The sequence below is a fragment of the Capillimicrobium parvum genome (assembly GCF_021172045.1).
Lineage (GTDB): Bacteria > Actinomycetota > Thermoleophilia > Solirubrobacterales > Solirubrobacteraceae > Capillimicrobium > Capillimicrobium parvum.
On the sequence record NZ_CP087164.1, the window covers coordinates 3,422,450 to 3,445,415 of the forward strand.

The window sequence follows — 22,966 nt, forward strand, 5'->3', positions numbered from 1 at the left end:
AAGAGGAGCGCGAATGTCCGGGTTCGCCTGCGGTGTCGACATCGGCGGAACGTTCACCGACTGCGTGCTGATCGCCGACGACGGGCGCGTCGCGTACGGCAAGGCGCTGTCGTCGCCCGACGACTCGTTCCGCTCCGGTTTCTTCGGCTCGATCGACGCGGCGGCGGCCCAGCTGGGCCTCGACGACGGCGGCGTCTACACGCGCATGGACCGCCTGATCTCGCACGGATCGACGGTCGCGACGAACATCGTCGTCGAGCGCAAGGGCGCGCGCATCGGGCTGCTGACGACGAAGGGCTTCGAGGACACCGTGCGCATCATGCGCGGCATGGGCCGGGCGACGGGCGAGCCGCCGGAGACGCTGCTGAAGGTGGCCGAGACGTTCAAGCCCGAGCCGCTGGTGCCCGCCGAGCGGGTGTACGGGATCGCCGAGCGCATCGACTCGCTCGGCGACGAGGTCGTCGCCCTCGACGAGGACGGGGTGGCGGCGGCGGCCGACGCGCTCGTGGCCGCGGGCGTCGACACCATCGCGATCGCGTTCCTGTGGTCGGTGCGCAACGCCGCCCACGAGGAGCGCGCGCGGGACATCGTCGCCGCGCGCGCCCCCGGGGTCTTCGTCACGATCTCCAGCGAGATCTCCAAGGCGGTCGGCGAGTACGAGCGCTTCGTCGCGACCCTCATCAACGCCTACGTCGGGCCGGTCACGAGCCGCTATCTCGACGGCGTCCAGGACCGCCTCACCGAGATCGGGTTCGCCGGCGAGCTGCACATCATGCAGTGCCACGGCGGGATGGTCCCGCTGCGCGTCGGCGCCGACCGCCCGATCTTCACGATCGGCTCCGGCCCGGTCGGCGGGCTCATCGGCTGCGCGCGCGTGTGCGAGCAGCTCGGCACCGGCAACATCATCGCCAGCGACATGGGCGGCACGAGCTTCGACGTCGGGATCATCCGCGACGGCGAGCCGCTGGCCGCCGAGGAGACGCTGCTGGGCAAGTTCCGCTACCGCGTCCCGGCGCTCGAGGTCGTGTCGATCGGGGCGGGCGGCGGCTCCATCGCCTGGATCGACCGCCACGGCGGCGGGCTGCGCGTCGGACCGCACAGCGCGAGCTCCCTGCCCGGCCCCGCCTGCTACGGCCGCGGCGGCACGGAGCCTACGGTCACGGACGCCGATCTCATCCTCGGCTACATCGCGCCCGAGGCGACGTTCGGCACGTCGGGGGAGCGCGGCGGCTTTCACCCGCAGCCCGAACTGGCCGAGCGGGCGATCCGCGAGCGCATCGCCGAGCCGCTCGGCCTCTCGCTCACCGACGCCGCCCTGGGCATCGTCGAGGTGGCCAACGCGAAGATGGCGGCCGCGCTGGAGAACGAGATCATCGGCCGGGGCTTCGACCCGCGCGACTTCACGCTCATGTCCTACGGCGGCGCCGGCCCGTTCCATGCCGTCGGCTACGCCGCCGAGCTCGGCATCGACACGATCGTCGTGCCCGGCGAGGCGGCGTCGGTGTGGTCGGCGTTCGGCATCTCGCAGGCCGACATCCGCTACCAGTTCGAGGAGTCCGTGGTCCGCCAGGAGCCGTTCTCCCCACAGGAGCTCGAAGCCGACTTCGGCGGGCTGCGGGAGCGGGCGCTCGCGACGCTGTCCGAGCGCGAGGACCCGGGCGCGTTCAGCTTCCGGCGCTACGCGCGCATGCGCTTCCAGTGGCAGCTGCACGAGCTCGAGTTCCGCCTGCCCGACGAGCCGCTCACCGAGGACCGCGTGCGCGAGTTCACCGCCGCGTTCGTCGCGATGTACCAGGAGCGCTACGGCGAGGCGGCGCTGCTGCCGGGCGCGCGGCTGGAGATCGTCTCGCTGCGGCTGGAGCCCGCGATCGCGATGGGCTCCGGCGGCCTCGACCGCCTGACGATCGCCGACGGCCCCGCCGAGAAGGGCTCGCGGCCCGTGTACTTCGAGCGCGGCGCGGGCGCCGTCGACACCCCGGCGTTCCGCGGCGACGCGCTCGCGGCCGGGCGCGTCGTCGAGGGCCCGGCGGTCGTCGACCTCGCCATCACCGGGATCGTCGTGCCGCCCGGATCGACCTGTGAACGCCGCGAGACCGGCGACTTCGTCCTGCGGCTGCACTGAGGGAGCGCGTCATGGCCACCGACACCGCCACCACCACGACCGAGCGTCCCGAGGGGTTCTGGGACGGCGTCACCCACGCGTACATCCCGAGCCGGGAGGTCAGGGCCCCCGACAGCCTCAGGCTGCACCGCGACGCCGCCACCGACATCGACCCGATCACCTACGAGGTCGTGCGCCACGGCCTGTGGAACGCGAACGCCGAGCACGTCCGCGTCATCGAGAACCTCGCGGTCTCCCCCATCACGGTCGAGATCCGCGACTTCCAGCCGTGCATCCTCACCGAGGACGCCGAGCTCCTCTACTACGGGCCGTGCCTGCAGTACATGGCGGGCCTCCTGGACGTCCAGACGCGCTACGTCATGGAGCACCGCGGCGAGCGCGTGCGCGACGGCGACATGTGGCTGTGCAACGACCCGATCGTCGGCACCGCCCACCAGCCGGACGTCGGCCTGATGTGCCCGGTGTTCGTCGACGACGAGCTGTTCTGCTGGGCGGCGAACATCTCCCACCAGAACGACATCGGCGGCACGGTGCCCGGCTCGTTCTGCCCCAACGCGATGGACGCATTCTGGGACCCGCCCTCCTACCCGCCGTTCAAGATGGTCTCTGGCGGCCAGATAGACCCGGACATGGAGGCGCTGTACCGGCGCTGCTCGCGCACGCCGGAGAACCTCTCGCTCGACCTGCGGGCGACGATCGCCGGCAACCTCGCCGCGAAGGCGCGGATCCTCTCGCTCGTCGACAAGTACGGCACGGCCGTCGTCAAGGGCGTGATGCGGCGCATCCTCGACGCCAGCCAGCGGGCGTTCGAGGAGGCGCTCGAGCACATCCCGGACGGCACCTTCTCCGAGCGGTTGATCCAGGAGGTCTCGATGACCGGCGACCGGGGCACGTACCCGGTCCAGACGACGATCCGCAAGCAGGGCCGCACGCTCACGTTCGACAACCGCGGCACGGCGCCGCAGGCGGGCGCCATCAACGTCGGCTTCGCCGCGTGGCGCGGGGCGATCCTCGGCGCGATCAACGTGCTGATGCTCGCCGACCAGCTCGGCTGCGTCGGCGGCGCGGTGCGCAACTGCGTCTTCGACCCCGAACCGGGCACGATCACCGCGCCCGACTGGGGCGCCGCGGTGAGCCCGGCGGGCGTGTACGCGACGGAGACCGCGATCTCCACGAGCCAGGGCGCGCTGACGAAGATGCTGCTGACCTCGCGCGACGAGACGATGCGCAACCGCGCCCTGACCGCCGACGGCGCGCAGTGGGGCTGCCACTTCACGGCGGGCACCAACCAGCGCGGCGACTACTACGTCGGCGGCATGGGCGACAACATGCTCGGCGCCACCGGCGCGACGTGGCGGCGCGACGGCGAGTTCGCCAACGGCCATTGGTGGATCCCCGAGGGCCGCGGGCCGAACGTCGAGCGCTACGAGAGCGACTGGCCGATCCTCTACCTCTTCCGCCGCGAGCACGCCGACTCCGGCGGCGCGGGGCGCTTTCGCGCGGGCAACGGCGGCGAGATCGCCTACGTCGCCCACCGCGGCGAGGCGGGCCTCGGCCTCTACACGGTCGAGGCGATCCCGAAGACGATGGGGACGTTCGGCGGCGGCTTCGGCTCGATCTGCGTCACGCGCGTGATCAAGGGCTCCGAGCTGCGCGCGAGGCACGCCGCCGGCGAGCTGCCGCAGGACGTGAGCGCGCTCGGCGGCGAGGAGCTCGCCCTCGCGGGCAAGGGCCCGGCGATGATGCTCACCGAGGACGACGTCCTGTACTGGAACTGGTGCAGCCCCGGCGGCTACGGCGATCCGCTCACGCGCGACGCCGAGCTCGTCGCGGCGGACGTCGCGTCGGGCGCCGTCACCCGCGACGGCGCGCGGCGCGACTACGGCGCCGTGCTCGACGACGCCGGGGCGGTCGACGCCGAGGCGACGGCGCGCGAGCGCGAACGGCGCCTGCAGGCGCGGCTGGCCGAAGCCGGGCGCCCCGTCGACGCCCTGGCGGCGCCGCGGGCCTCGGGGGGCGGCGAGGAGTCGATCGGCGACGCGTACGTGATCGACCGCGCCGCCCGCACGCTCGGCTGCGCGCGCTGCGGCACGACCCTCGGCGACCTCGGCGGCGACCCCAAGGCCGGCATGGCGATGGTGCAGCGCCCGCTGGCCGACCTGGCCCCGGACTGGCCCGACGTCGGGCACTTCGTCGACGACGACGTCGTGTGGCGCGAGTTCGCGTGCCCGGGCTGCGGCGTGCGCCTGGCCGCCGAGGTCGCCTACCCGGCCGAGCCGCCGTTCACGGAGCTGCGGATCGACTGATGGCGGTCGTCGACGGGATGTCGCACTGGGTCCCCGACCCGGCCGAGGAGCCGAAGGTGCGCGAGATGACCGTGGCCGACCTGCTCGACGAGTCGGTCGAGCGCTGGCCCGACAACGAGGCGATCGTCTACAGCGCGTACGCCGACCGCGGCATCGAGGAGCGCTGGACGTACGCAGAGCTGCGTGACCGCGCGTGGCGGACCGGGAAGGCGCTCGTCGCGGCGGGGCTCGAGCCGGGCGACCGCGTCGGCGTCTGGGCCACGAACGTGCCGCAGTGGCTGGAACTGCAGTTCGGCGCCGCCTACGCGAACGTCGTCGTGGTCCCGCTCAACCCGCTGTACCGATCGCGCGAGGTCTCCTTCGTGCTCGGCAAGGTCGGCGCCGCGGCGTGCTTCGCGCTTCCGGAGAACCGCGGCGTCTCGCTGTGGGACATTCTCGCCGCGGCGGGCAAGGACCTACCGGACCTGCGCCTGCGGGTGGCGATCGGCGAGGCGCCCGGGCCGGGGGGCCCGTCGTGGGGCGACTTCCTGTCCGGCGCGGACGGCGTGCCCGACGCCGCGCTCGAGCGCCGGCGCCGCACCTTCCGGCCGCAGGACACCTCGCAGATCCAGTTCACCTCGGGCACCACGGGCTTTCCGAAGGGCGCCGAGCTCAGCAACCTCGGCCTGGCGAACAACGGGCGGCTGTTCGCGCACCGCGCGATGCTGCCCGAGGGCGGCCGGCACTGCAACCCGATGCCGTTCTTCCACTGCGGCGGGTGCGTCCTGTCGACGCTGGGCTCGGTGGCGACGGGCTCGGCGCAGATGCCGACGCTGACCTTCGAGCCCGACCGCATGGTGCGCACCATGGCGGCCGAGCGCTGCACGTCGGCCTCGGCGGTGCCGACGATGATGATCGCGCTCTACGAGGAGATGGAGCGCACGGACACGTGGCCGGACTCGCTGCGCATCGTGGTCACCGGCGGGTCGTCCGTGCCGGTCGAGCTCGAGCGCAAGTGGACGCGGCGGCTGGGCGTCGGCATGACGATCACCTACGGGCTGACCGAGTGCTCGCCCGTCATGTGCCAGAGCTCGCCGGCGGATCCCGAGGAGCTCCAGCTCGCGACCTGCGGGCAGCCGCTGCCGCACGTGGAGGTCGACGTCGTCGACCCGGCCACGCTCGAGCCGGTCCCCATCGGCGCCGAGGGCGAGGTGCGCACCCGCGGGTGGCTGGTGATGAAGGGCTACTGGGACGAGCCCGAGGCGACCGCGCGCGCCATCTCCCCCGACGGCTTTCTGCACAGCGGCGACATCGGGCGCATGAGCGGCGACGGATACGTGTCGATCACGGGCCGCGTGAAGGAGATGATCATCCGCGGCGGGGAGAACATCTACCCGGCGGAGATCGAGGACGCGATGCGCGAGCTGCCGCAGGTGGCCGACGTCGGCGTCGTCGGCGTGCCGAGCGAGCGCTACGGCGAGGAGGTCGCTGCCTACGTGCGCTGCCGGCCCGGCACGACGCTGACGCTCGACGAGGTGCGCGAAGCGCTCGGCGGCCGGATCGCGCGGTTCAAGGTGCCCGCCCACCTGCGCGTGGTCGACGAGCTGCCGCTCACGCCGTCGGGCAAGGTCCAGAAGTTCCGGCTGCGCGAGCATTTCACCGGGGAATAGGTGCGCCCGGACCGACGACGGGCGGCGGCCTTTCGGCCGCCGCCCGCCTGCCAGCGGTCCTGCGTCGCTAGACGCCGGTGCCGGTCAGGTCCGCGGTCGGCGCCGAGCCGCCCGCGTCGCTGGCCAGCGAGAGCGCCGCGCTCTTCGCCCCGACGCTGGTCGGCGCGAACTGGACGCGCACGATGCACGTCTGGCCCGCGGCGAGCGTCTGACCGGTGCACCCGTTGCTGGCCACCGGGGCGATGAACTGGTCGGCGTTCGGGCCGGTCAGGGACGCCGCCCCGACCACGACCGAGCCGCTGGTGTTGTTCTTGAACGTGAACTTCGCCAGGCCCGTCTTCTTGCCGGTCTTCACGTCGCCGTAGGCCTTCGCGCCCGGCGACACGGTCAGCCCGCGCGACGTGCCCGTGATCTGGGCGGTCGTCGGCGAGTTGCTCGCGTTGCTGGTGACCGTGATGTCCGTCGACAGGCTGCCGCCGATCGTCGGCTTGAAGCGCACCTTGACCGTGCACTTCTTGCCGGCGGTCAGGTTCGCCCCGTCGCAGTTCTCGTCGGTGATCTCGAACTGCCCCGGGTTCGCGCCGGCCAGCGCCACGTCCGTGATGCTGAGCGTGCTGTCACCCGAGTTCGTGACGACGATCGCCTTCGTCCCGGTGACCTTGCCCGCATTCAGCGTCCCGAAGTCGTACGAGCTCGGGATGAACGCGGCGACCGGGCCGGTGTCGCCGATGCCGGTCACGGCGACCAGCGCGGGCGAGCCGGCGGCGTTGCTGTTGATCGCCAGGTCGGCGCGCTTCCTGCCGCCGCTCGTCGGCGTGAACTGCACCTTCATCGAGCAGAGCTGCCCGCCGCCCAGCGTGTGGGTGCTGCAGTTGTCCTCGGTGACGGCGAACTGGTTCGCGTCACCGCCGGTCAGGTCCACGGCGCCCAGCTGGAGCGGGGCGTCGCCGCGGTTCTTGATCCGGAACAGCTGCTCGGCCGAGCTGTGGCCGACGTCCACGTGGCCGAAGGCCTGCTGGCCGGGCGTGTAGCCGACGGCCGCGCCCGTGATGCCGGTGCCGCTCAGCGACACGGTCGCCCGCGAGCCGGGGCCGTTGCTCGGGATCGACAGCTGCGCCGTCTTCGCACCGGTGGTGTCCGGGGCGAAGCGCAGGTTGATCTCGCAGCTCTCGCCGTTGGCCAGGCCGGCGTTCTTGCAGCCGTCGGTCAGCTTGAACTGCGCCGGGTTCGCCCCGCCGAGGGCCGACGGATCGACCCGCAGCGTGCCGCCGCCGACGTTCGTCACCGTCACCGGCATGAAGCCGGAGATCGTGCCGGTGGTCGTGTCGGGGAACGTCGCGCTCGCCGTCGACACCTGCGCCGACGGGCCGGGGCACGGGCCGTCGAGGTCGTCGCTGCCGAGGAACGGCGTGGTGTCGACCGGGCCGGAGACCTGCGGGGCCGCCGGGCCGGTGTCGGCGCCGTACCAGTTGCACTCGCCGTCGGCCGTCTGCGTGTCGACGGTCGACGGATCGCCGTTGCGGAACGCCCCGCCGGTGAGCGAGTTGCGGTTGAACGACACGTTGCTCAGGTCAGCCGACGCGTTGTCGATGACGATCGCGAAGTCGTTCGGGTCGGTGAACACGTTGTGGTTGACGTCCACGGTGCCCGACGTCCAGCTCGCATGGAGCTGGAACGCGTTGCCGGCGTCGATCTCGACGTCGTTGCCGGTGACCGTCACGCCGGTGACGCCCTGGCCGATGGTGAAGCAGGTGAACGTGCAGGAGTTGCGGATCGTGTTGTCGGTGATCTCGACGCCCGACGCCCCGGCCGCCGCCGTCGCGTTGAACACGCGGACGCGGTCCTTGTTGCCCGCGTCGGCGAGCACGACGTTGTCGCTGAACGCGAGGGTGCTCGTCTGCCAGAGGTTGAACAGCTGGTGGCCGCAACCACCGGGCGCGAGGGTCCCGGCCGTGCCACAGCCGGTCGCCGGGCGCGTCGGATGGTCGACGCGGTTGAAGGCGACCGTGCCGCCGTCCATCACCGTCGGGCCGTTGAAGTACACGGCCGTCCGCGTGATGCCGTCGAACAGGTTGTTGAGGACGCTGATGCCCGGGGCGTCGCCGCCGAAGTTGCCGCCGGCGCCGATCAGCGGATCGTTGACGTTGGCGTTCGACGTCGCCGAGTCGACGAAGCGCAGGCCGTCGATCGTGATGTCGGGGTCCTGCGCCTGGATGGCCCGCGTGCCGCCGGTCACCGCGATGGTGGCCTCGGCGACGCGTGCGCCGGGATCGTTGGGGTCGATGCCGGCGTTCGGCCCGGCGAGCGTCAGCGCCTTGTCGACGTTGGTCGAGGAGGCGTTGTCGTACGTGCCCGACGCGACGTGCGTCGTGCCGCCGGTCGTCGTGTCGTTGACGGCCTCCTGGATGCGCTCGGTCGAGCCGACCTGCGCGCCCACCGTGGTCGCCGTGATCGACGAGAAGTCGCCCGAGAAGCCGGACCCGCCGGTGTCGGTGCCGCTGCGCAGCAGCGGCGTGATGTCGAAGTTCGCCGAGGCGGGGCCGGCCACGTCCGGCTGGCCGCCGGGCGGGGTGGCGGTGCCGCCGAACTCGACGGGGATCTGGCCGGCGTAGCCCGGCTCGGCGCTGTTGGCCGTCGTGACGACGGGGCTCACCGCTCCCAGCCAGTTGCCGCTGAAGTTCTTCAGGTTCGTCACGCCCGGCGCGGGAAGCGAGCCGCCGGTCTGGCGATCGACGATCTGGCCGTACCAGTTGCCCGAGATGTCGTTATTGCTGACGTTCGCGTTCAGCGCCTGCTGGAGCGGGCTGTTGGTGCCGCCGCTGGCGTCGAGGAACAGGACGCCGACGGTCCAGTTGTCGGTGATGAAGTTGTTCGTCACCACCAGGTCGTCGGTCTGGTTGCGGAAGATCAGGCCGGTGCGGTTGTCGTCGATGTTGTTGCGAACGATCGTGACGCCGTTGGTGTTGTTGACGTCGATCGCGGTCCGCAGGCCGGTGATCGTGTTGTCCGAGATGACCGCGCCGGTGATGGCCTGGCCCTGCACCGAGACGCCGGCCGACGTGAGGCCGGGGTCGTTCCAGTCGGTCGTGTTGTTGCCGGCCCGGGTGATCGTGAAGCCCCCGACGGTCACGCCGGAGGCCTGGATGGCCACGGCCGAGGAGCCGCCGCCGATCTGGCCGACGATCGTCGGGCTCCCCGTGCCGCTGAGTGTCACCGACTTGTTGACCGCGACGTTCTCGTTGTAGGTGCCGGCCTGCACCTGCACGGTGTCACCGGCGGCCGCGGCCGCGATGCCGCCGGTGATCGTGGCGGCGTCACAGCCGGTGTCGCAGACCGTGACGGTGTCAGCGTTCGCCGCTGAGGCGGACGCCGCGAACGCGCACGTGGCCACTATGGCCGCGGCGAGAGTACGACCCTTGAACTCCACTATTGACCCTCCGTGAACAGATCCGGGCCAGAGTGACCCGAGACGCAACCTTGCGCCCCGGAAGCTAACGACTCCCTTAGTGGCCGGATATCAGCTATTCGTCCAGCGCCGGAGGGCTGACCTTCAGTAGCCGGGCGGCCGCAGCACCGCCTCGCCGAGCGCGACGACCTCGCCGTCGGCGTTCGTCAGCGTCATCGCGAACGTGGCGCAGCGGCGCTCGCGGTCGATCGCGGCCACCTCGATCCGGGTGGTGATCGCGTCGCCGGCGAAGATCGGGCGGCGGTAGCGGATGTAGTTGGTGATGGCGATCGAGCCGGGCCCCGGCAGCCGCGTGCCGAGGATGCCGGCCGCCAGCGCCAGCGCGATCGGCCCGTGAGCGATCGGCCGGCCGAAGGGCGTGCGGGCCGCGTACTCCGCGTCGAGATGCAGGGGATTGTCGTCCCCGCTGAGATCGGCGTAGAGCGCGATCATCTCGGCGGACACCACGCGGGTCTCGTCGACGCGATCGCCGATCCGCAGATCGCGGGCGACCGGTTCGATCATGGCGCCGCCCCGGCCGCCGGCGCCGCGGCCAGGCCCGGCACCTGCGGCACGACCTCCTCGGCGAGCAGGCGCATCGACTCGTACCACGGCTCGGGATCGTCCGCGTAGTCCATGCCGAGCACGAGCAGGGTTCCGAACCCGCCGAGCTGCTCCTGCAGCTCGGTGAGCTTGCGCGTGACGGTCTCGGGCGAGCCGACCAGCCAGCGGTCGCACAGGTAGCCGACGTCGACGGCCGAGTCCGGCTCGTCGAGGGAGTCCTTGTGAAGGTGCAGGAACCCCCAGTCCGAGAACAGCGGCAGGTTGAACTCGCGGAAGTACCGGCCCATGTTCCCGTCGAGCGCATAGCGCCGGGCCTGCTCGTCGGTCTCCGCGACGAACACCTCCTTGACCACGCGCCAGTCGCGCCGGTCGGCCGTCCGGCCGCCCGCGGCCGCGCCCGCCTCGACGGTCGCCCAGTGCGCACCTATGACCCTCGGGTTGAGGTTCAGGGACAGAGGCCACCAGCCGCGCTCGCCGCAGCGCCGCAGCGACCCGGAGTCGGGCGTGATCCCGGCCATGGCGATCGGCGGGTGCGGCCGCTGGAGCGGGTCGAGATGGTGGGCGAGCACCCCGTTCTCGGGCGGGTGCGGTCCGACGTGCTCGCATGTCCAGAAGCGGCCCTCGTACCGCCACGGGCCCGGCTCGGTCCAGTACTTGAGGATGATCTCGATGCCCTCCGCGAGCCGCGCGCGATCCTCGCCCTCCTCCGCGCCCGGACGGAACGAGCGCCAGTCGGTGATCGACGTGCCCTGGGTGAAGGCCACGTTCAACCGCCCGCCGGACGCGTGGTCGAGATACGCGAGGCGCATCGCCAGGACGCCCGGATGGTGGAAGGGGACGATGTGGGCACCGGGGCCGAGCCGGATGCGCTCAGTGCTGCGGAGCGCCTGCGCCAGCAGCAGGTCCGGGGCGGGGATCGGCTCCCACGGCACGGTGAAGTGCTCGCCGATCCACGCCTCCGCGTAGCCGAGGGCGTCGGCGCGCTCGAGGACGTCGACGTTCCAGCGGTTCGCGTCGGCGAGCGGGCGCTCAGGGGGGTTGCACGGCATGAGGAACAGTCCGACGTCCATGGCACGAGTCTCACGCTCCTGCGGCCGCGCGCCCCGGCGCCCGCGCTCGGCGCGTTGTGAGATGCACAAGGCCGCCGCGGCGCGGCGCCCCGCGCCGCGAGCGCGCGAGTAGCGTCGCGCCGCCATGTCGCCCGACGACCCCTTCGACCTCACCGGCCGCAACGCGATCGTCACCGGCGCCGCGTCCGGGATCGGCGCCGCGATCGGCGCCGCCCTGTGCCGGGCGGGCGCCGCGGCGCTGCTCGTCGACCGCGACGCGGACGGCCTCGACGCCACGCGGGCGTCGGTCGAGGCCCGCGGCGGGCGCTGCGCGACCCTGACGCTAGACGTGACCGGCGACGACGCGCCCCGGCGGATCGTCGACGCCGCGCTCGAGCGGCTCGGCTCCATCGAGGTGCTCGTCCACGCCGCCGGGATCTTCGAGACGCACACCGTGGCCGACTTCCCGCGCGACGCCTTCGACCGCGTCTTCGCCGTCAACGTCCGCGCGCCGTTCTTCCTCACCCAGGCCGCGCTGCCGCACCTGCGCGCGGGTGCCTCGATCATCGTCATCGCGTCCGGCTCGGCCGCCATCCCGTCACCGCTGGGGAGCGTCTACGGCGCCTCGAAGGGCGCGCTCGTCACGCTCACCCGCGCGTTCGCCGCCGAGCTCGCGCCGCGCGGCGTGCGCGCGAACGCGATCTCGCCGGGGCCGATCGACACGCCGCTGCTGGCCACGGCGCTCGCCGACCCCGAGGTGCGCCGCGGCATGGAGGCGGCACTGCCGACCGGCCGGCTCGGGCGCGCGGACGAGGTGGCGGGAGTGGCGGTGTTCCTCGCCTCGGACGCCGCGTCGTACATGCATGGGGCCAACGTCGCGGTCGACGGCGCCACGACCGCGGTCTGGGGCGTCACCGCGGAGGGCAACCCGGCCGGGTGACGGCGGCCGGGACCGGAGCGGTCTGGCGGTTTCCATAAGCTGCCTGTCCGCACCGACCACCTCGACCAGCCCTCATCGCCCCACCGCCGACGACCGACAGCCCTCCGCCCGTGACGGCCACCACGAGGCCGATGCTCGACCGAGCCCTTCCCTGGGCGTCGGTGGCGACCGCGGTCGCCGGCTTTGCGGCGTGCCTCGTGGCGTGGCGGACCGGTGGCGTCGAGATCGACGTGGCGTGGGCGCCCACGCTGGACCTGCGGCTGGACCTCGCGCTCGACGGTCTCGGCGCGCTCTACGCGCTGCTGGCCACGGGGATCGGCGCGGTGGTCTTCGCCTACGGCGCCGCGTACCTGCCGCGGCACCTCGCCCACGAGGACCGGCCGGCCCAGGAGGCCTGGCGCTTCTGGCCCTGGATGGTCCTGTTCATGGCCGCGATGGTCGGGCTCGCGTGCTCCCGCGACCTGATCCTGCTCTTCGTCTTCTTCGACCTGACGGCGGTCGCCTCGTACTTCCTCATCGGCTTCGACCGCCAGCGGATCGAGGCGCGCGGGGCGGCGCTCATGGCGCTGCTGGTGACCGGCGTCAGCGCGGTGGCGATGCTCATCGGCGCCGTTCTCCTGTACACCGAGTACGGCACCTTCTCGCTGCCGCAACTGCTGCACCGCGCCGAGCCGACCACCACCACGGTCGCCGCGGGGGCGCTGATCGCCGTGGCCGCGCTGGCCAAGAGCGCCCAGGTGCCGCTGCACTTCTGGCTCCCGCGCGCCATGGAGGCGCCGACGCCCGTCTCCGCCTACCTGCACTCGGCGGCGATGGTCGCGGCGGGCGTGCTCGTCCTCGGCCGGGTCCACCCCCTGCTGGCGCAGAGCGAGGCGATCCTCGACGGGCTCCTCGTCGTCGGCTTCGCGTCCGTGGCGATCGGCGGGGCGCTGGCCCTCGCCCAGGACGAGCTCAAGCAGATCCTCGCGCACTCGACGATCTCGCAGTACGGCTACGTCGTCGCCCTCTACGGGATGGGCGGCGCGAAGGCGGCCGGCGCGGCCGCGCTGTACGTCGTCGCGCACGCGATCGCCAAGAGCGCCCTGTTCATGACCGCCGGCGCGGTCACCGAGGCGACCGGCGAGCGGCGCCTGCACCACCTCGGGGGGATCGCGCGCGACCTCCCGGTGCTCGCGGTGGCGAGCGGTGTGGCGGCGGCGACGCTCGCCGCGCTGCCGCTGACGATCGGGTTCTTCAAGGACGAGCTGTTCTTCGGCGCCGCGCGCGGGGAGAGCTGGGCGGTCCAGGGGCTCGCCGTCGCGGCGGCGGCGCTCACGTTCGCGTACGTCGGGCGCTTCTGGCTCGGGCTGTTCACCGGGCCGCGGCGCACGGCGGCGCAGCCGATCCCCGCGCTGCTCGTCGCGCCGATCGCGCTGCTGGCGCTCGTCGCGGTCGCCGGCGGGGTGTGGGTGGCGCCGTTCGCCGAACTGGCCGCCGACGCCGCCGCCGTGACGAACGGGGCGCCGGTCGACGTCGGCCCCGCCTACCACCTCGACACCAGCGCGCCGAACGTCATGGCGCTGGCCGCCTGGGCGCTCGGCGCGCTCGTCCTGTTCGCGGGGCCGGCCCGGCGCCGGGTGGCCGGCGCGATCGCGCGGGCCGGCGACGTCGCGGGTCCCCGCCGGTGGTACGGGCTCGCGCTGCACGGCCTCAACGCCGCCTCCGACCGCGTGTACCGCACCGAGGTCCGCGACCTGCGCAACAGCATCGCCGCCGTGCTGCTGCCCAGCGGCGTGGTCATCGCCGGTGCGTTCCTCGTCTCGTTCTCGGCGCCGGACTACGACGTCGGCGGCCTGAACGGCGACGACCTGCCGATCGTCGTGCTCCTGGCCGTGTCGGTGGCCGCCGCGCTCACGGCCGCGCGCGACCGCGGGCGGCTGCGGCCGGTGCTCGCGCTGTCGGTGCTCGGCTTCGGGCTCGCCGCCGTCTATGCGGTCGTCGGCGCGCCCGACGTGGCGCTCGTCGCGGTGGTCGTCGAGACCGTCATGACGATCCTCTTCGTCGGCGTCTTCGCGCGCCTGCCGGCGACCCGGCGCGGCGTGAACCCCAGGCGACCGGCCATCCCGAGTCGCCGCCGGTGGAACCTCGTGGCCGGGGTGCTGGCGGGGATCGGCGCGTTCGCGACGATCTGGGCGGCGCTGTCGCGCCCGACGGTGCAGAGCGGCGCCGCGAAGGACGAGCTCGTCCGGCGAGCCCCCGAGGCGCACGGCGGCGATGTCGTGACCGTCATCCTCGCCGACTTCCGCGGCCTCGACACCGCGGTCGAGATCACCGTGCTGGCCGTCGCCGTGTTCGGCGTCGCCAGCCTCCTGCGGCGCGGGAGGGGCTGGTGATCCTCGAGGTCGTCGCCCTGCGCCTGCTCGGCCCGGCACTCATGTTCGCCGCCGCGATCATCGTCAAGGGCTATGCGGACGTCGGCGACGGCTTCAGCGCGGGCGTCATCGTCGCGCTCGCGATCAGCCTGCGCTACATCGTGCTGGGCCCCGAGCGCGCCGAGCAGGGCATGCCGATCCTGCGCCGCGCCCCCGTGGTCGCCGTCGCCGGGCTGCTCGTCGCGCTCGCCGCCGGCTTCTTCCCCTTGCTGCTCGGCGAGCCGCCGTTCACGCACCACCCGGGCCCGGGCGAGCACGTCGTGAAGATCGGCACGCTCGAGCTGATCACCGCGGTGCTGTTCGACATCGGGGTGTTCCTGCTCGTCACCGGAGTCCTGGTCGTCCTCGTGCATCACCTGACGCGCCTCGTCGAGAGGGCTCGGGCATGAAGCTGATCTTCGCCGTCGCGATCTCCGCGCTGTTCGGGACGGGCGCCTACCTGCTGCTGCACCGCGACCTCGTGCGCGTGGTGCTCGGGATCGTCGTGATCTCCCAGGCCTCGGTGCTCACGCTGATCGCGGCGTCGCTGTCGCGCGGCAACGCGGCGATCTACCCGCTGCGCGGCCGCGTCAGCGATCCGCTCAGCCAGGCCATGGCGCTCACCGCGATCGTCATCGGCCTCGCCGTCACCGGGCTGCTGCTCGTGCTCGTGCTGCGCGCGGTCGTCGCCTACCGCACGCAGGAGCTCGACGAGATCGCCGCGGAGGAAGCCGCGCGCGACGAGGAGGAGGAGCGCAGCCACCAGGTCCGGCACGACGACGAGGAGGCGGCGGCCCGGTGACCGCGCTCGCCCTGTCGCTCCTCATCCCCTGGGCCGCCGGCGTCGTGCTGCTCCTGGCCGACGGCCGGCTGCGGATCGTGGGCTGGATCGCGGTGGCGGCGCTGGCGGCGAACCTCGCCGCGCTGATCGTGCTGACCGCCGACGTGCTGGGCGACGGCCCGGTCCGGGTCGTCACCGGCGACTGGCCGATGGGCGTCGGCATCACGCTGCGGGCCGACGCGCTCGGCGTCCTGTTCGCGCTGCTGTCGACGGTCGCCCTGCTGGCGGCGATGGTGCACGAGATCCTGGAAGGCGTCCGCGAGCGCGTGTTCCCGGCGATGGTCGTGCTGCTCGGCGCCGGCCTCACCGGGACGTTCCTCACCGGCGACCTGTTCAACTTCTACGTCTTCTTCGAGCTGTCGATGACCGCGGCGTACGTGCTGGCGACGTACGGCGGAGGGCGCCGCGAACTCGGCGCCGCGCTCGTCTTCACGACCGTCAACCTGCTCGGCACCTTCATCTTCCTGCTGTCGGTCGCCGGCATCTACCACATCACCGGCTCGCTGGACATGGCGACGATCGGCGAACGCATGCGCGCCGTCGACCCCGACACGGGCATCCTCGTGGCCGCCGGGTTCTTCGTCGCGTTCAGCGTCAAGCTCGGCCTGTTCCCCTTCCACTACTGGCTGCCGACCGTCTACGTGGGCTCGCGCCCGGCGGTCGCGGCGATCCTGAGCGGCGGGCTGGCGAACATCGGCGCCTACGGCGTGCTGCGCTTCGGCGGCGAGATGCTGCCCCGCGAACTGGAGCTCGCGGCGATCGGGATGATCGTCATCGGCTGCGCATCGATCCTCTACGGCGCCCTGCTCGCCGTGTCGCGGCGCACGACGCGTGAGATGCTCGCCTACTCGGCGATCGGCCAGGTCGGCTACATCCTGGTGGCGGTCGGCATCGGCGGGCCCGTCGGCTTCGCCGCGGCGATCCTCTACACGGTCGTCAACGCGCTCAACAAGACGCTGCTGTTCCTCACCGCGCGCATGCGGGGCGCGCTGGTCGGCGCCGCGTTCGTCGTCGGCGCGCTCAGCGTGGCGGGCATCCCGCCCGCCGCCGGGTTCGTCGGCAAGCTCCAGCTGTTCCACGCCGCGGCCGGGCGGCCGACGCTGATCGCGCTGATCTTCCTCGGCGGCGCGCTGTCGTTCGTCTACGTGTTCCAGATCTACCAGTACGACTTCTGGCGCGGCGAGCGGCGCGGCCGGCGCTCCGGCCGGCCCCAGCAGGCCGTCGTCGCCGTGCTGGCGCTCGCCGTGCTCGCCGTGGGGCTGTGGCCGGAGCCGCTGCTGGCGCTCAGCCGCGACGCGGCCCAGGTGCTGCCGGGAGCCCGCCGATGACCGGCGTCCTCGTGCGTGCGGCTGCGCTGGCCTCCGTCTACCTGCTGGTGCTGACGAGCCTGAAGTGGGGCGACGTGCTGACCGCCGCGGCGCTCGGCCTCGCCGTCGCGCTGGCGCTGCGCGCGGCGTCCCCCGCCCGCAGCGACGCCCGGCCGCTGCAGCGAATGTGGGCAGCGGCCGTCGTGGCGGGCGAGACCGCGAAGGAGATGGCCGTCGGCAGCGTCCGGGTGGCGCGCTTCTGCCTACGCGCGGGGCGGGGCGAGCAGCCCGGGATGGTCGAGATCCCCCGCGAGGGCCGCTCGCGGCGCGCGGTGGCGGTGTGGGGCGTGCTGACGGGCGAGGCGCCCGACGAGATCGTCGTCGACGTCGACGAGGAGCGCGACGTGCTCATCACGCACCTGATCGACGCCCACGACCCCGACGCGGTGCGCGCCCGCCACCGGCGCAACCGCGAGGAGTGGCAGCGCAAGGTGATCGAGTGACGACGCCGCGAACGGAGGCCTGACCATGCCCGACGTCGTGCTCGCCATCGCGTTCGGCTGGGTCACGCTGCTGCTGTGCGCCGGCGGCGTGCTGCTCCTGCGCTCGAGGGACACGCTGCACCGCGTGCTCGCGCTCGACGTGCTCGTCGTGCTCGTGATCGCGCTGCTCACGCTGCTGTCCTACCGGCGCGACGTCTCCTACTACATCGACGCCGCGCTCGCGCTCGCGCTGCTGTCGTTCACCGCCACGCTCGTCGCCGCCGACCACGTCCGGCGCAAGGGGCCGCGCTGATGGCCTCGACCGTCATCGACGTGATCGCGATCGTCCTGCTCGCGGTGGGGCTCGGGCTGACGACGATCGGCCTCTACGGATTGCTGCGGATGGACGACATCATGCACCAGCTCCACGCGGCCGGGCTGATCACGGGACCGGCGGTCATCCTCATCCTGCTGGCGTCGATCGCCACCGGCAGCGACGAGATCATCACGAGCGCCGCGCTCGTCATCCTGTTCGTGCTGATCACCTCGCCGCTCTCCTCGCACGCGATCGCGCAGGCGGCGCGGCGCCGGGGCGGGACCGACGACGACGAGGACGACTAGGAGTAGCGCTCGCGCAGGTCGCGGCGCAGCACCTTGCCCGTTGCGTTGCGCGGGAGCCGGTCGGCGAACATCACCGCCGACGGCTTCTTGTAGCCGGCCAGCCGCGTCCGGCAGTGCTCGATCAGCTCGTCCTCGGTCACCACGGCGCCCGGCACGCGGACCACGACCGCCAGCGGCGTCTCGACCCATCGCGGATGGGCGACCCCGACGACGGCGACCTCCCCCACCCCCGGATGCTCCGCCAGGACGCGCTCGACCTCGGCCGGGTACACGTTCTCGCCGCCCGAGATGATCATGTCCTTCGCGCGGCCGACGACGTAGAGGAAGCCGTCGTCGTCGGCGCGGACGAGGTCGCCGCTGTGGAACCAGCCGCCGGCGAACGCCTCGGCGGTGGCGGCAGGGTCGCCGAGGTAGCCCTGCATGACGGTCGGCCCGCGGTAGACGATCTCCCCGACCTCACCGGGCGCGACGTCGCCGCCCGGCTCGTCGACCACGCGGACCTCGACGTTGATCGCCGGCCGGCCGATCGAGCCCATGCGCCGCACCGAGTCCTCGCCCTTGAGGAACGTCGTGTTCGACGACATCTCGGTCTGCCCGAACGCGTTGACGACCGACACCGACGGGAACGTCGCGGCCAGGCGGCGCAGCGTCCCCTCGGTCGCGTCCGACGCACCCCACATCGCGACGCGCAGCCGCGCCGCCTCGAGGTCGCCGATGCGCGGGTGGGCGCAGATCTCGTCCCACTGCGTCGGGACGAAGAAGCACATCGTCACGCCGTGCTCGGCCATGAGGGCGATGGAGGCGCCCGCGTCGAACCCCGTCGAGGGGGTGATCACGCTCGTCGTGCCGAGGTACAGGAACGGCAGCACGCCGTTGAGCCCGCCGATGTGGAAGAGCGGGAGGCCCGACAGCCACACGTCCGCGGCGGTGGCCCCCAGCTCGTGGATCCAGTTCGTGGTGTTGACGACGAGGTTCTGGTGGCTGAGCATCGCCCCCTTCGGACGCCCGGTGGTGCCCGACGTATGGATGACGAAGGCGAGGTCCTCGTCGTCGACGACCACGTCCGGGGGCTCCGGCGAGGCGGCGGCGAGCGCCGCGCCGAACGCGGCGAGATCCAGGTGGACGCGGCAGCCCGCGGCCGCGGCGCGCTCCTCGCAGGGCGGGTCGCTGACGATCGCGACGCAGCGCGCGTTGGCGACGGCGTGGTCGACCTCGTCCTGCGCGAGGCGGAAGTTGACCGGCACCGCGCACGCGCCGAGCCGCTGGATGCCCAGGCACGCCTCGAGCAGCTCGAGGCGGTTGTGCATCATCACCGCGACGGTGTCCCCGCGGCCGGCGCCGAGGGCGGCCAGGGCGTTCGCCGCCCGGGTGATGCGCTCGTCGAGCTGGGCGTAGGTGCGCCGCTCGCCGTCGAAGACGAGCGCGACCCGCTCGGGCACGCGGCGCGCGTTGCGCCCGACGATCTCCGGCAGGACCAGCCGGCGCGACCGCGCGAGCGCGGCGTCCTCAGACATCGCCCGCGCCGGCGTGCGGCACGCCGACCATGAAGACCGCCATGACCGCCGGCTCCGGTCCCGGGTTGCGCCAGCGGTGGCGCGTGCCGTTCTGCACGACGGTGTCGCCCGCCCGCAGCCGCCGCTGCACCCCGTCGTCGAGCTCGAGGATCACCTCGCCGCGCAGGATCACCTCGAAGTCGATCGTCGCGGTCGTGTGCATGCCCGGGTCGTCGGGCTCGAGCACCGCGAGCATGCCCGGCAGCCGCTGCTCCGCCTGGGCCTCGGCGGCGGCGACGTCGAGACCGGCGGGGGGCGCGGTGCCCTCGGGCGGGATCGTCGAGAGGCTGAAGCGCACGCCGCCGCGCGGCGGGAAGTAGGCCGACCACGCGGGCTCGCGGCCGTCGTCTGGAAACGCGGGCGGCGCATCGACGCCCCACAGCGCGTGGAACTGCCAGCCGGCGAACAGGTCGGCGACGATCGGCGCCACCTCCTCATCGGAGGCGACCACCGAGCGGCCGGAGGCGTCATGGCCCGTGACGAGGCGACGGACGTTCACGGACCAGTTGTAGTCGGGCGCCGGCGACCGCCGCCGCGCCGGCCGAGGCACTTCTGTCGCAATCGACAAATCCGCGCGCGCGAGCGGCGCCGGGGCGCCGAACGGCGTCCGTAGGATCGCCGCCAAGCCAGCTCGATCGAGGGAGTGACATGGGTCGTCTTCAGGACAAGGTCGCCGTCATCACGGGCGCCAGCAGCGGCATCGGCGGCAAGACGATGGAGCTGTTCGGGCGCGAGGGCGCGAAGGTCGTCGGCACCGCCCGCAACGAGGCCAAGCTCAACGAGCACCTCGAGGTGGTCACGTCGGCCGGCGGCGAGGGCATCGTCGTGCCCGCCGACCTCGAGGACGACTCCTCGCCCGACCGCGTCGTCGCGGCGGCGCTCGACGCGTACGGCACGATCGACATCCTCGTCAACAACGCAGGCGTCGGCTGGCAGTACGGCATCGACAACCCGGGCACGATGGCCGGCGTCCACGAGGCCTCGGTCGAGAACTGGCGCGCGATCATCGGCGGCGTCGATCTCGAGGGCTACTTCACGATGATCCACGCCGTGCTGCCGAAGATGCTCGAGGCGGGACGCGGGTCGATCGTGAACATGTCGAGCATGGCCGGCATCACCGGCCTCTACGACGCGCACGCCTACACCGCGGCGAAGGGCGCGATCCTGAACCTCGGCCGCTCCATGGCCATCACGTACTGCAAGCAGGGCGTGCGCACGAACACGATCTGCCCCGGCTTCATCGACACCCCGATGATCGCCCCGGTCGTCGGCGCGTTCGACGACCCGGCCGTCGCGTCGGCGCTGTGCCCGATGGGCCGCCCCGGACAGCCCGAGGAGATCGCCAACGCGGCGCTGTTCCTCGCCTCCGACGAGGCCAGCTACGTCAACGGCGCGATGCTCGTCGTCGACGGCGGCTGCACGGCGCGGTCGTTCCCGGGCTGATCGCCGTGGCCCCGAACTTCCCGAGCGCCCGCACGGTCTCCGCCAACGGCATCGAGCTCGCCGTCCACGAGGCCGGCGAGGGGACGCCGGTCCTGCTGCTGCATGGGTTCCCCGAGCTGGCGTACTCGTGGCGCCATCAGGTCGGCCCGATCGCCGGCGCCGGCTTCCGGGTCATCGTCCCCAACCAGCGTGGCTACGACGGCAGCTCGGCGCCGCAGGACGCGCAGAGCTACAGCGTCAAGAACCTCGTCGCGGACCTGACGGGCATGCTCGACGCGCTCGAGATCGAGCAGGCCGTGTTCTTCGGCCACGACTGGGGCTCGATGCCCGCGTGGTACTCGGCGGTGTACGCGCCGGACCGCGTGCTCGGCGTGGGCAGCCTGTGCACGCCGTACTTCACGCCGGGCGAGGTCGACCTCATCGAGGCCTACAACGTCCTGCGCGGGCCGAACCACTACATGGCGACGTTCCAGGAGCCGGGCGTCGGGGAGGGCATCCTGGAGCGTGACGTCGAGGCGACGTTCCGGGCGCTGCTGCGCGGGCGCGGCTACACGATGGACCAGTTCGAGGCGTCCCCGGCGGAGGTCCGCGAGGTCCCGGCGGGCGTCTTCGTCGGCGACCCCCAGCTGTTCGGGGACGAGATCCTCACCGACGAGGAGCTCGCGGTCTACGTCGACACCTACCGCAGGACCGGGTTCACCGGCGGGCTGAACTGGTACCGCGCGCTGCACAAGGACTGGGAGGAGGCGCAGGGTCACGAGTTCGTCGTCGACAAGCCGGCGCTCATGATCTCCGCGGCCGACGACTGGTTCTTCCCGCGCGGGGCGACCGACGGCATGGAGCAGCTCCTGCCGCAGGTCGAGAAGCACGTCATCGCCGACGCCGGCCACTGGCTGCAGCAGGAGAAGCCCGACGAGGTCAACGCGCTGCTCGTGCCCTGGCTGCAGCGCAACTTCGGCTGACGCGGTACCGGCGGTGCATCTCGGGTAGTCCCCCGGGATGAGCGGCTTCTCGGTCACGCCCCACGACCTGCAGGGGGACCGGCGCACCGTGGCGGTCGCCGGCGACCTCGACGTGCACACGGCGCTGAGGCTCGAGATGGCGCTGGACGCCGCCGTCGACGAGGGCGCTCGGCACCTCGAGATCGACCTGGCCGAGACGGCGTTCATGGACTCGACGGGGCTGGCCGCGCTCGCCGCCGCCCACCGCCGCGTGCAGCAGCGCGGCGGCTCCCTGCGGCTCACCAACGTCAGCCGCGCGGTAATGCGGGTCCTCGAGGTCACCGCGATGGACACCGTGCTGATGGCCGAGCCCGAGGACGACGACGACGTCAGAGCAGGCGCTTCTCGAACCAGTGGTCCGCGAAGTCCTGGTCGTTGAAGGGCGCCACCTCCACGTAGCCCGCGCTGCGGTACAGCGCGATCGCCTCGGCGAGGTTCGCGTTCGTGTCCAGGCGCACGGCGTGTGCTCCGTGCTCCGCCGCCCGCGCCTCGAGCTCGGAGAGCAGGCGCCGGCCGAGGCCGAGCCCGCGAACCGAACCGGCCACCCACATGCGCTTGATCTCGCTCGGGGCGCCCGGATGGTGCTTGAGCGCGCCGCAGCCCACGGGCTCGCCCCGCAGGGTCGCCAGCAGGAACAGCCCCGCCGGCGGGCGCAGCTCGTGCGGATCGGCGCTGGGGCCCTCGGACGGGTCGAAGCCCGTCTCCGACCGGCGGTCGAGCTCGGCGAAGTACGCCTCGATGCAGCGGCGCGCCTCGGGGCCGCCAGGATCGGAGGGCCGGATCTCGACGATGCCCGCCGTCAACAGCCGCCGCACGAGACCCATCGCCCCGATGAGCTCGTCGCGCTGGGCGGCGTTGAGCGGCTCGAGGAAGGACCAGGCGAGCTCGTCGCTGCGGCGGTCGAGCACCGCGCGCTCGGCGACCCCGGCCGCGGTCAGGCGGACGATCCGGCCCCGGCGGTCGCGCTCGCTGGGCTCCACCGTGACGAGGCCGGCCTCGGCGAGCGACTGCAGCAGCCGGCTCATGTAGCCCGAGTCGAGCGCGAGCCGCGAGCGCAGCTCCTGCAGCTCGCAGCCCTCGGCCGCGATCTCCCACAGCAGCCGCGCCTCGCCGAGCGGCCGGTCGCGCCCGAGGAAGCGATCGCTCAACGCGCCTACCTGGGCGGTCACCGTCCGGTTGAACCGGCGCACCTCGGCGATCGCGGTGTCACAGGCCATTCTCTGACTTTAGTCAGATATCTCGCCCCCCGCAAC

General features: G+C 72.8%; 20 protein-coding genes. 14 read left to right on the forward strand and 6 right to left on the reverse strand.

Annotation, left to right across the window (positions count from 1 at the left end; all coding sequences use genetic code 11):
* Nucleotides 1-13 precede the first annotated feature (13 nt).
* Genes DSM104329_RS16735 through DSM104329_RS16745 form a run of 3 tightly spaced genes read left to right on the forward strand, consistent with a single transcriptional unit; the run spans nt 14 to nt 6,077 of the window.
* Entirely contained in the window at nt 14-2,122 is a 2,109-nt protein-coding gene (locus DSM104329_RS16735) for a hydantoinase/oxoprolinase family protein (RefSeq protein WP_259310988.1), read from the forward strand.
* 11 nt (nt 2,123-2,133) lie between these two features.
* Nucleotides 2,134-4,428 (forward strand): hydantoinase B/oxoprolinase family protein, encoded by a 2,295-nt coding sequence (locus tag DSM104329_RS16740; RefSeq protein ID WP_259310989.1) that lies wholly within the window; start codon nt 2,134-2,136, stop codon nt 4,426-4,428.
* Nucleotides 4,428-6,077 (forward strand): AMP-binding protein, encoded by a 1,650-nt coding sequence (locus tag DSM104329_RS16745; RefSeq protein ID WP_259310990.1) that lies wholly within the window; start codon nt 4,428-4,430, stop codon nt 6,075-6,077. Before DSM104329_RS16740 ends, DSM104329_RS16745 begins: the two co-directional genes overlap by 1 nt.
* A 67-nt stretch (nt 6,078-6,144) precedes the next feature.
* Here DSM104329_RS16745 and DSM104329_RS16750 read toward each other — a convergent pair whose 3' ends face one another.
* The 3 genes from DSM104329_RS16750 to DSM104329_RS16760 all read right to left on the reverse strand — a co-directional run bounded on the left by DSM104329_RS16750 (nt 6,145) and on the right by DSM104329_RS16760 (nt 11,156).
* A complete protein-coding gene (locus DSM104329_RS16750) occupies nt 6,145-9,504 on the reverse strand; it encodes a choice-of-anchor D domain-containing protein (protein ID WP_259310991.1) in 3,360 nt (1,119 codons plus the stop codon).
* 123 nt (nt 9,505-9,627) lie between these two features.
* Nucleotides 9,628-10,047: a MaoC family dehydratase gene (locus DSM104329_RS16755; RefSeq protein WP_259310992.1), complete on the reverse strand. Its 420-nt coding sequence runs from the start codon at nt 10,045-10,047 to the stop codon at nt 9,628-9,630.
* On the reverse strand, nt 10,044-11,156 hold the full coding sequence (locus DSM104329_RS16760) for an LLM class flavin-dependent oxidoreductase (protein ID WP_259310993.1): 1,113 nt from the start codon (nt 11,154-11,156) through the stop codon (nt 10,044-10,046). Before DSM104329_RS16760 ends, DSM104329_RS16755 begins: the two co-directional genes overlap by 4 nt.
* Before the next feature lie 124 nt (nt 11,157-11,280).
* Here DSM104329_RS16760 and DSM104329_RS16765 point away from each other — a divergent pair, with 124 nt between their 5' ends.
* From DSM104329_RS16765 to DSM104329_RS16800, 8 genes are all read left to right on the forward strand, one after another.
* Nucleotides 11,281-12,075, forward strand: a complete 795-nt coding sequence (locus tag DSM104329_RS16765; protein WP_259310994.1) for an SDR family NAD(P)-dependent oxidoreductase — start codon at nt 11,281-11,283, stop codon at nt 12,073-12,075.
* A gap of 110 nt (nt 12,076-12,185) precedes the next feature.
* Nucleotides 12,186-14,447 (forward strand): hydrogen gas-evolving membrane-bound hydrogenase subunit E, encoded by a 2,262-nt coding sequence (gene mbhE, locus DSM104329_RS16770; protein ID WP_259310995.1) that lies wholly within the window; start codon nt 12,186-12,188, stop codon nt 14,445-14,447.
* Nucleotides 14,444-14,875: an MnhB domain-containing protein gene (locus tag DSM104329_RS16775; RefSeq protein ID WP_259310996.1), complete on the forward strand. Its 432-nt coding sequence runs from the start codon at nt 14,444-14,446 to the stop codon at nt 14,873-14,875. The genes mbhE and DSM104329_RS16775 overlap by 4 nt, the downstream gene beginning before the upstream one ends.
* The gene (locus DSM104329_RS16780) at nt 14,872-15,267 is read left to right on the forward strand and encodes a sodium:proton antiporter (RefSeq protein WP_259310997.1); all 396 of its coding nucleotides are present in this window, start codon (nt 14,872-14,874) and stop codon (nt 15,265-15,267) included. Before DSM104329_RS16775 ends, DSM104329_RS16780 begins: the two co-directional genes overlap by 4 nt.
* Nucleotides 15,264-16,634 carry a complex I subunit 5 family protein gene (locus DSM104329_RS16785; RefSeq protein WP_259310998.1) on the forward strand — a complete coding sequence of 457 codons (1,371 nt, stop codon included), beginning with the start codon at nt 15,264-15,266 and terminating at the stop codon, nt 16,632-16,634. Before DSM104329_RS16780 ends, DSM104329_RS16785 begins: the two co-directional genes overlap by 4 nt.
* Complete coding sequence (locus DSM104329_RS16790) at nt 16,631-17,116, forward strand: Na+/H+ antiporter subunit E (protein ID WP_259310999.1); 486 nt, start codon at nt 16,631-16,633, stop codon at nt 17,114-17,116. Before DSM104329_RS16785 ends, DSM104329_RS16790 begins: the two co-directional genes overlap by 4 nt.
* Nucleotides 17,117-17,141: 25 nt before the next feature.
* The gene (locus tag DSM104329_RS16795; RefSeq protein ID WP_259311000.1) at nt 17,142-17,408 is read left to right on the forward strand and encodes a monovalent cation/H+ antiporter complex subunit F; all 267 of its coding nucleotides are present in this window, start codon (nt 17,142-17,144) and stop codon (nt 17,406-17,408) included.
* Nucleotides 17,408-17,716, forward strand: coding sequence for a cation:proton antiporter (locus DSM104329_RS16800; RefSeq protein ID WP_259311001.1), 309 nt, complete (start codon nt 17,408-17,410; stop codon nt 17,714-17,716). The genes DSM104329_RS16795 and DSM104329_RS16800 overlap by 1 nt, the downstream gene beginning before the upstream one ends.
* Here the strand turns inward: DSM104329_RS16800 and DSM104329_RS16805 are convergent.
* Both DSM104329_RS16805 and DSM104329_RS16810 read right to left on the reverse strand, forming a co-directional pair.
* Nucleotides 17,713-19,230, reverse strand: a complete 1,518-nt coding sequence (locus DSM104329_RS16805) for an AMP-binding protein (RefSeq protein WP_259311002.1) — start codon at nt 19,228-19,230, stop codon at nt 17,713-17,715. The genes DSM104329_RS16800 and DSM104329_RS16805 overlap by 4 nt on opposite strands.
* The gene (locus tag DSM104329_RS16810) at nt 19,223-19,768 is read right to left on the reverse strand and encodes a cupin domain-containing protein (RefSeq protein ID WP_259311003.1); all 546 of its coding nucleotides are present in this window, start codon (nt 19,766-19,768) and stop codon (nt 19,223-19,225) included. Before DSM104329_RS16810 ends, DSM104329_RS16805 begins: the two co-directional genes overlap by 8 nt.
* Before the next feature lie 149 nt (nt 19,769-19,917).
* Between DSM104329_RS16810 and DSM104329_RS16815 the strand changes: the two genes are divergently transcribed.
* Genes DSM104329_RS16815 through DSM104329_RS16825 form a run of 3 tightly spaced genes read left to right on the forward strand, consistent with a single transcriptional unit; the run spans nt 19,918 to nt 22,092 of the window.
* The gene (locus DSM104329_RS16815) at nt 19,918-20,712 is read left to right on the forward strand and encodes an SDR family NAD(P)-dependent oxidoreductase (RefSeq protein ID WP_259311004.1); all 795 of its coding nucleotides are present in this window, start codon (nt 19,918-19,920) and stop codon (nt 20,710-20,712) included.
* A 5-nt stretch (nt 20,713-20,717) separates the two neighbouring features.
* Nucleotides 20,718-21,674 carry an alpha/beta fold hydrolase gene (locus tag DSM104329_RS16820; RefSeq protein ID WP_259311005.1) on the forward strand — a complete coding sequence of 319 codons (957 nt, stop codon included), beginning with the start codon at nt 20,718-20,720 and terminating at the stop codon, nt 21,672-21,674.
* A 37-nt stretch (nt 21,675-21,711) separates the two neighbouring features.
* Nucleotides 21,712-22,092, forward strand: a complete 381-nt coding sequence (locus tag DSM104329_RS16825; RefSeq protein WP_259311006.1) for an STAS domain-containing protein — start codon at nt 21,712-21,714, stop codon at nt 22,090-22,092.
* Here the strand turns inward: DSM104329_RS16825 and DSM104329_RS16830 are convergent.
* A complete protein-coding gene (locus DSM104329_RS16830; RefSeq protein ID WP_259311007.1) occupies nt 22,043-22,930 on the reverse strand; it encodes a bifunctional helix-turn-helix transcriptional regulator/GNAT family N-acetyltransferase in 888 nt (295 codons plus the stop codon). The genes DSM104329_RS16825 and DSM104329_RS16830 overlap by 50 nt on opposite strands.
* Nucleotides 22,931-22,966: the final 36 nt, after the last annotated feature.

Coding starts and splice junctions, on each gene's coding strand:
- DSM104329_RS16735 (WP_259310988.1), top strand. CDS start 14: ATGTCCGGGTTCGCCTGCGGTGTCGACATCGGCGGAACGTTCACCGAC.
- DSM104329_RS16740 (WP_259310989.1), top strand. CDS start 2,134: ATGGCCACCGACACCGCCACCACCACGACCGAGCGTCCCGAGGGGTTC.
- DSM104329_RS16745 (WP_259310990.1), top strand. CDS start 4,428: ATGGCGGTCGTCGACGGGATGTCGCACTGGGTCCCCGACCCGGCCGAG.
- DSM104329_RS16755 (WP_259310992.1), bottom strand. CDS start 10,047: ATGATCGAACCGGTCGCCCGCGATCTGCGGATCGGCGATCGCGTCGAC.
- DSM104329_RS16760 (WP_259310993.1), bottom strand. CDS start 11,156: ATGGACGTCGGACTGTTCCTCATGCCGTGCAACCCCCCTGAGCGCCCG.
- DSM104329_RS16765 (WP_259310994.1), top strand. CDS start 11,281: ATGTCGCCCGACGACCCCTTCGACCTCACCGGCCGCAACGCGATCGTC.
- DSM104329_RS16780 (WP_259310997.1), top strand. CDS start 14,872: ATGAAGCTGATCTTCGCCGTCGCGATCTCCGCGCTGTTCGGGACGGGC.
- DSM104329_RS16790 (WP_259310999.1), top strand. CDS start 16,631: ATGACCGGCGTCCTCGTGCGTGCGGCTGCGCTGGCCTCCGTCTACCTG.
- DSM104329_RS16795 (WP_259311000.1), top strand. CDS start 17,142: ATGCCCGACGTCGTGCTCGCCATCGCGTTCGGCTGGGTCACGCTGCTG.
- DSM104329_RS16800 (WP_259311001.1), top strand. CDS start 17,408: ATGGCCTCGACCGTCATCGACGTGATCGCGATCGTCCTGCTCGCGGTG.
- DSM104329_RS16805 (WP_259311002.1), bottom strand. CDS start 19,230: ATGTCTGAGGACGCCGCGCTCGCGCGGTCGCGCCGGCTGGTCCTGCCG.
- DSM104329_RS16815 (WP_259311004.1), top strand. CDS start 19,918: ATGGGTCGTCTTCAGGACAAGGTCGCCGTCATCACGGGCGCCAGCAGC.
- DSM104329_RS16825 (WP_259311006.1), top strand. CDS start 21,712: ATGAGCGGCTTCTCGGTCACGCCCCACGACCTGCAGGGGGACCGGCGC.
- DSM104329_RS16830 (WP_259311007.1), bottom strand. CDS start 22,930: ATGGCCTGTGACACCGCGATCGCCGAGGTGCGCCGGTTCAACCGGACG.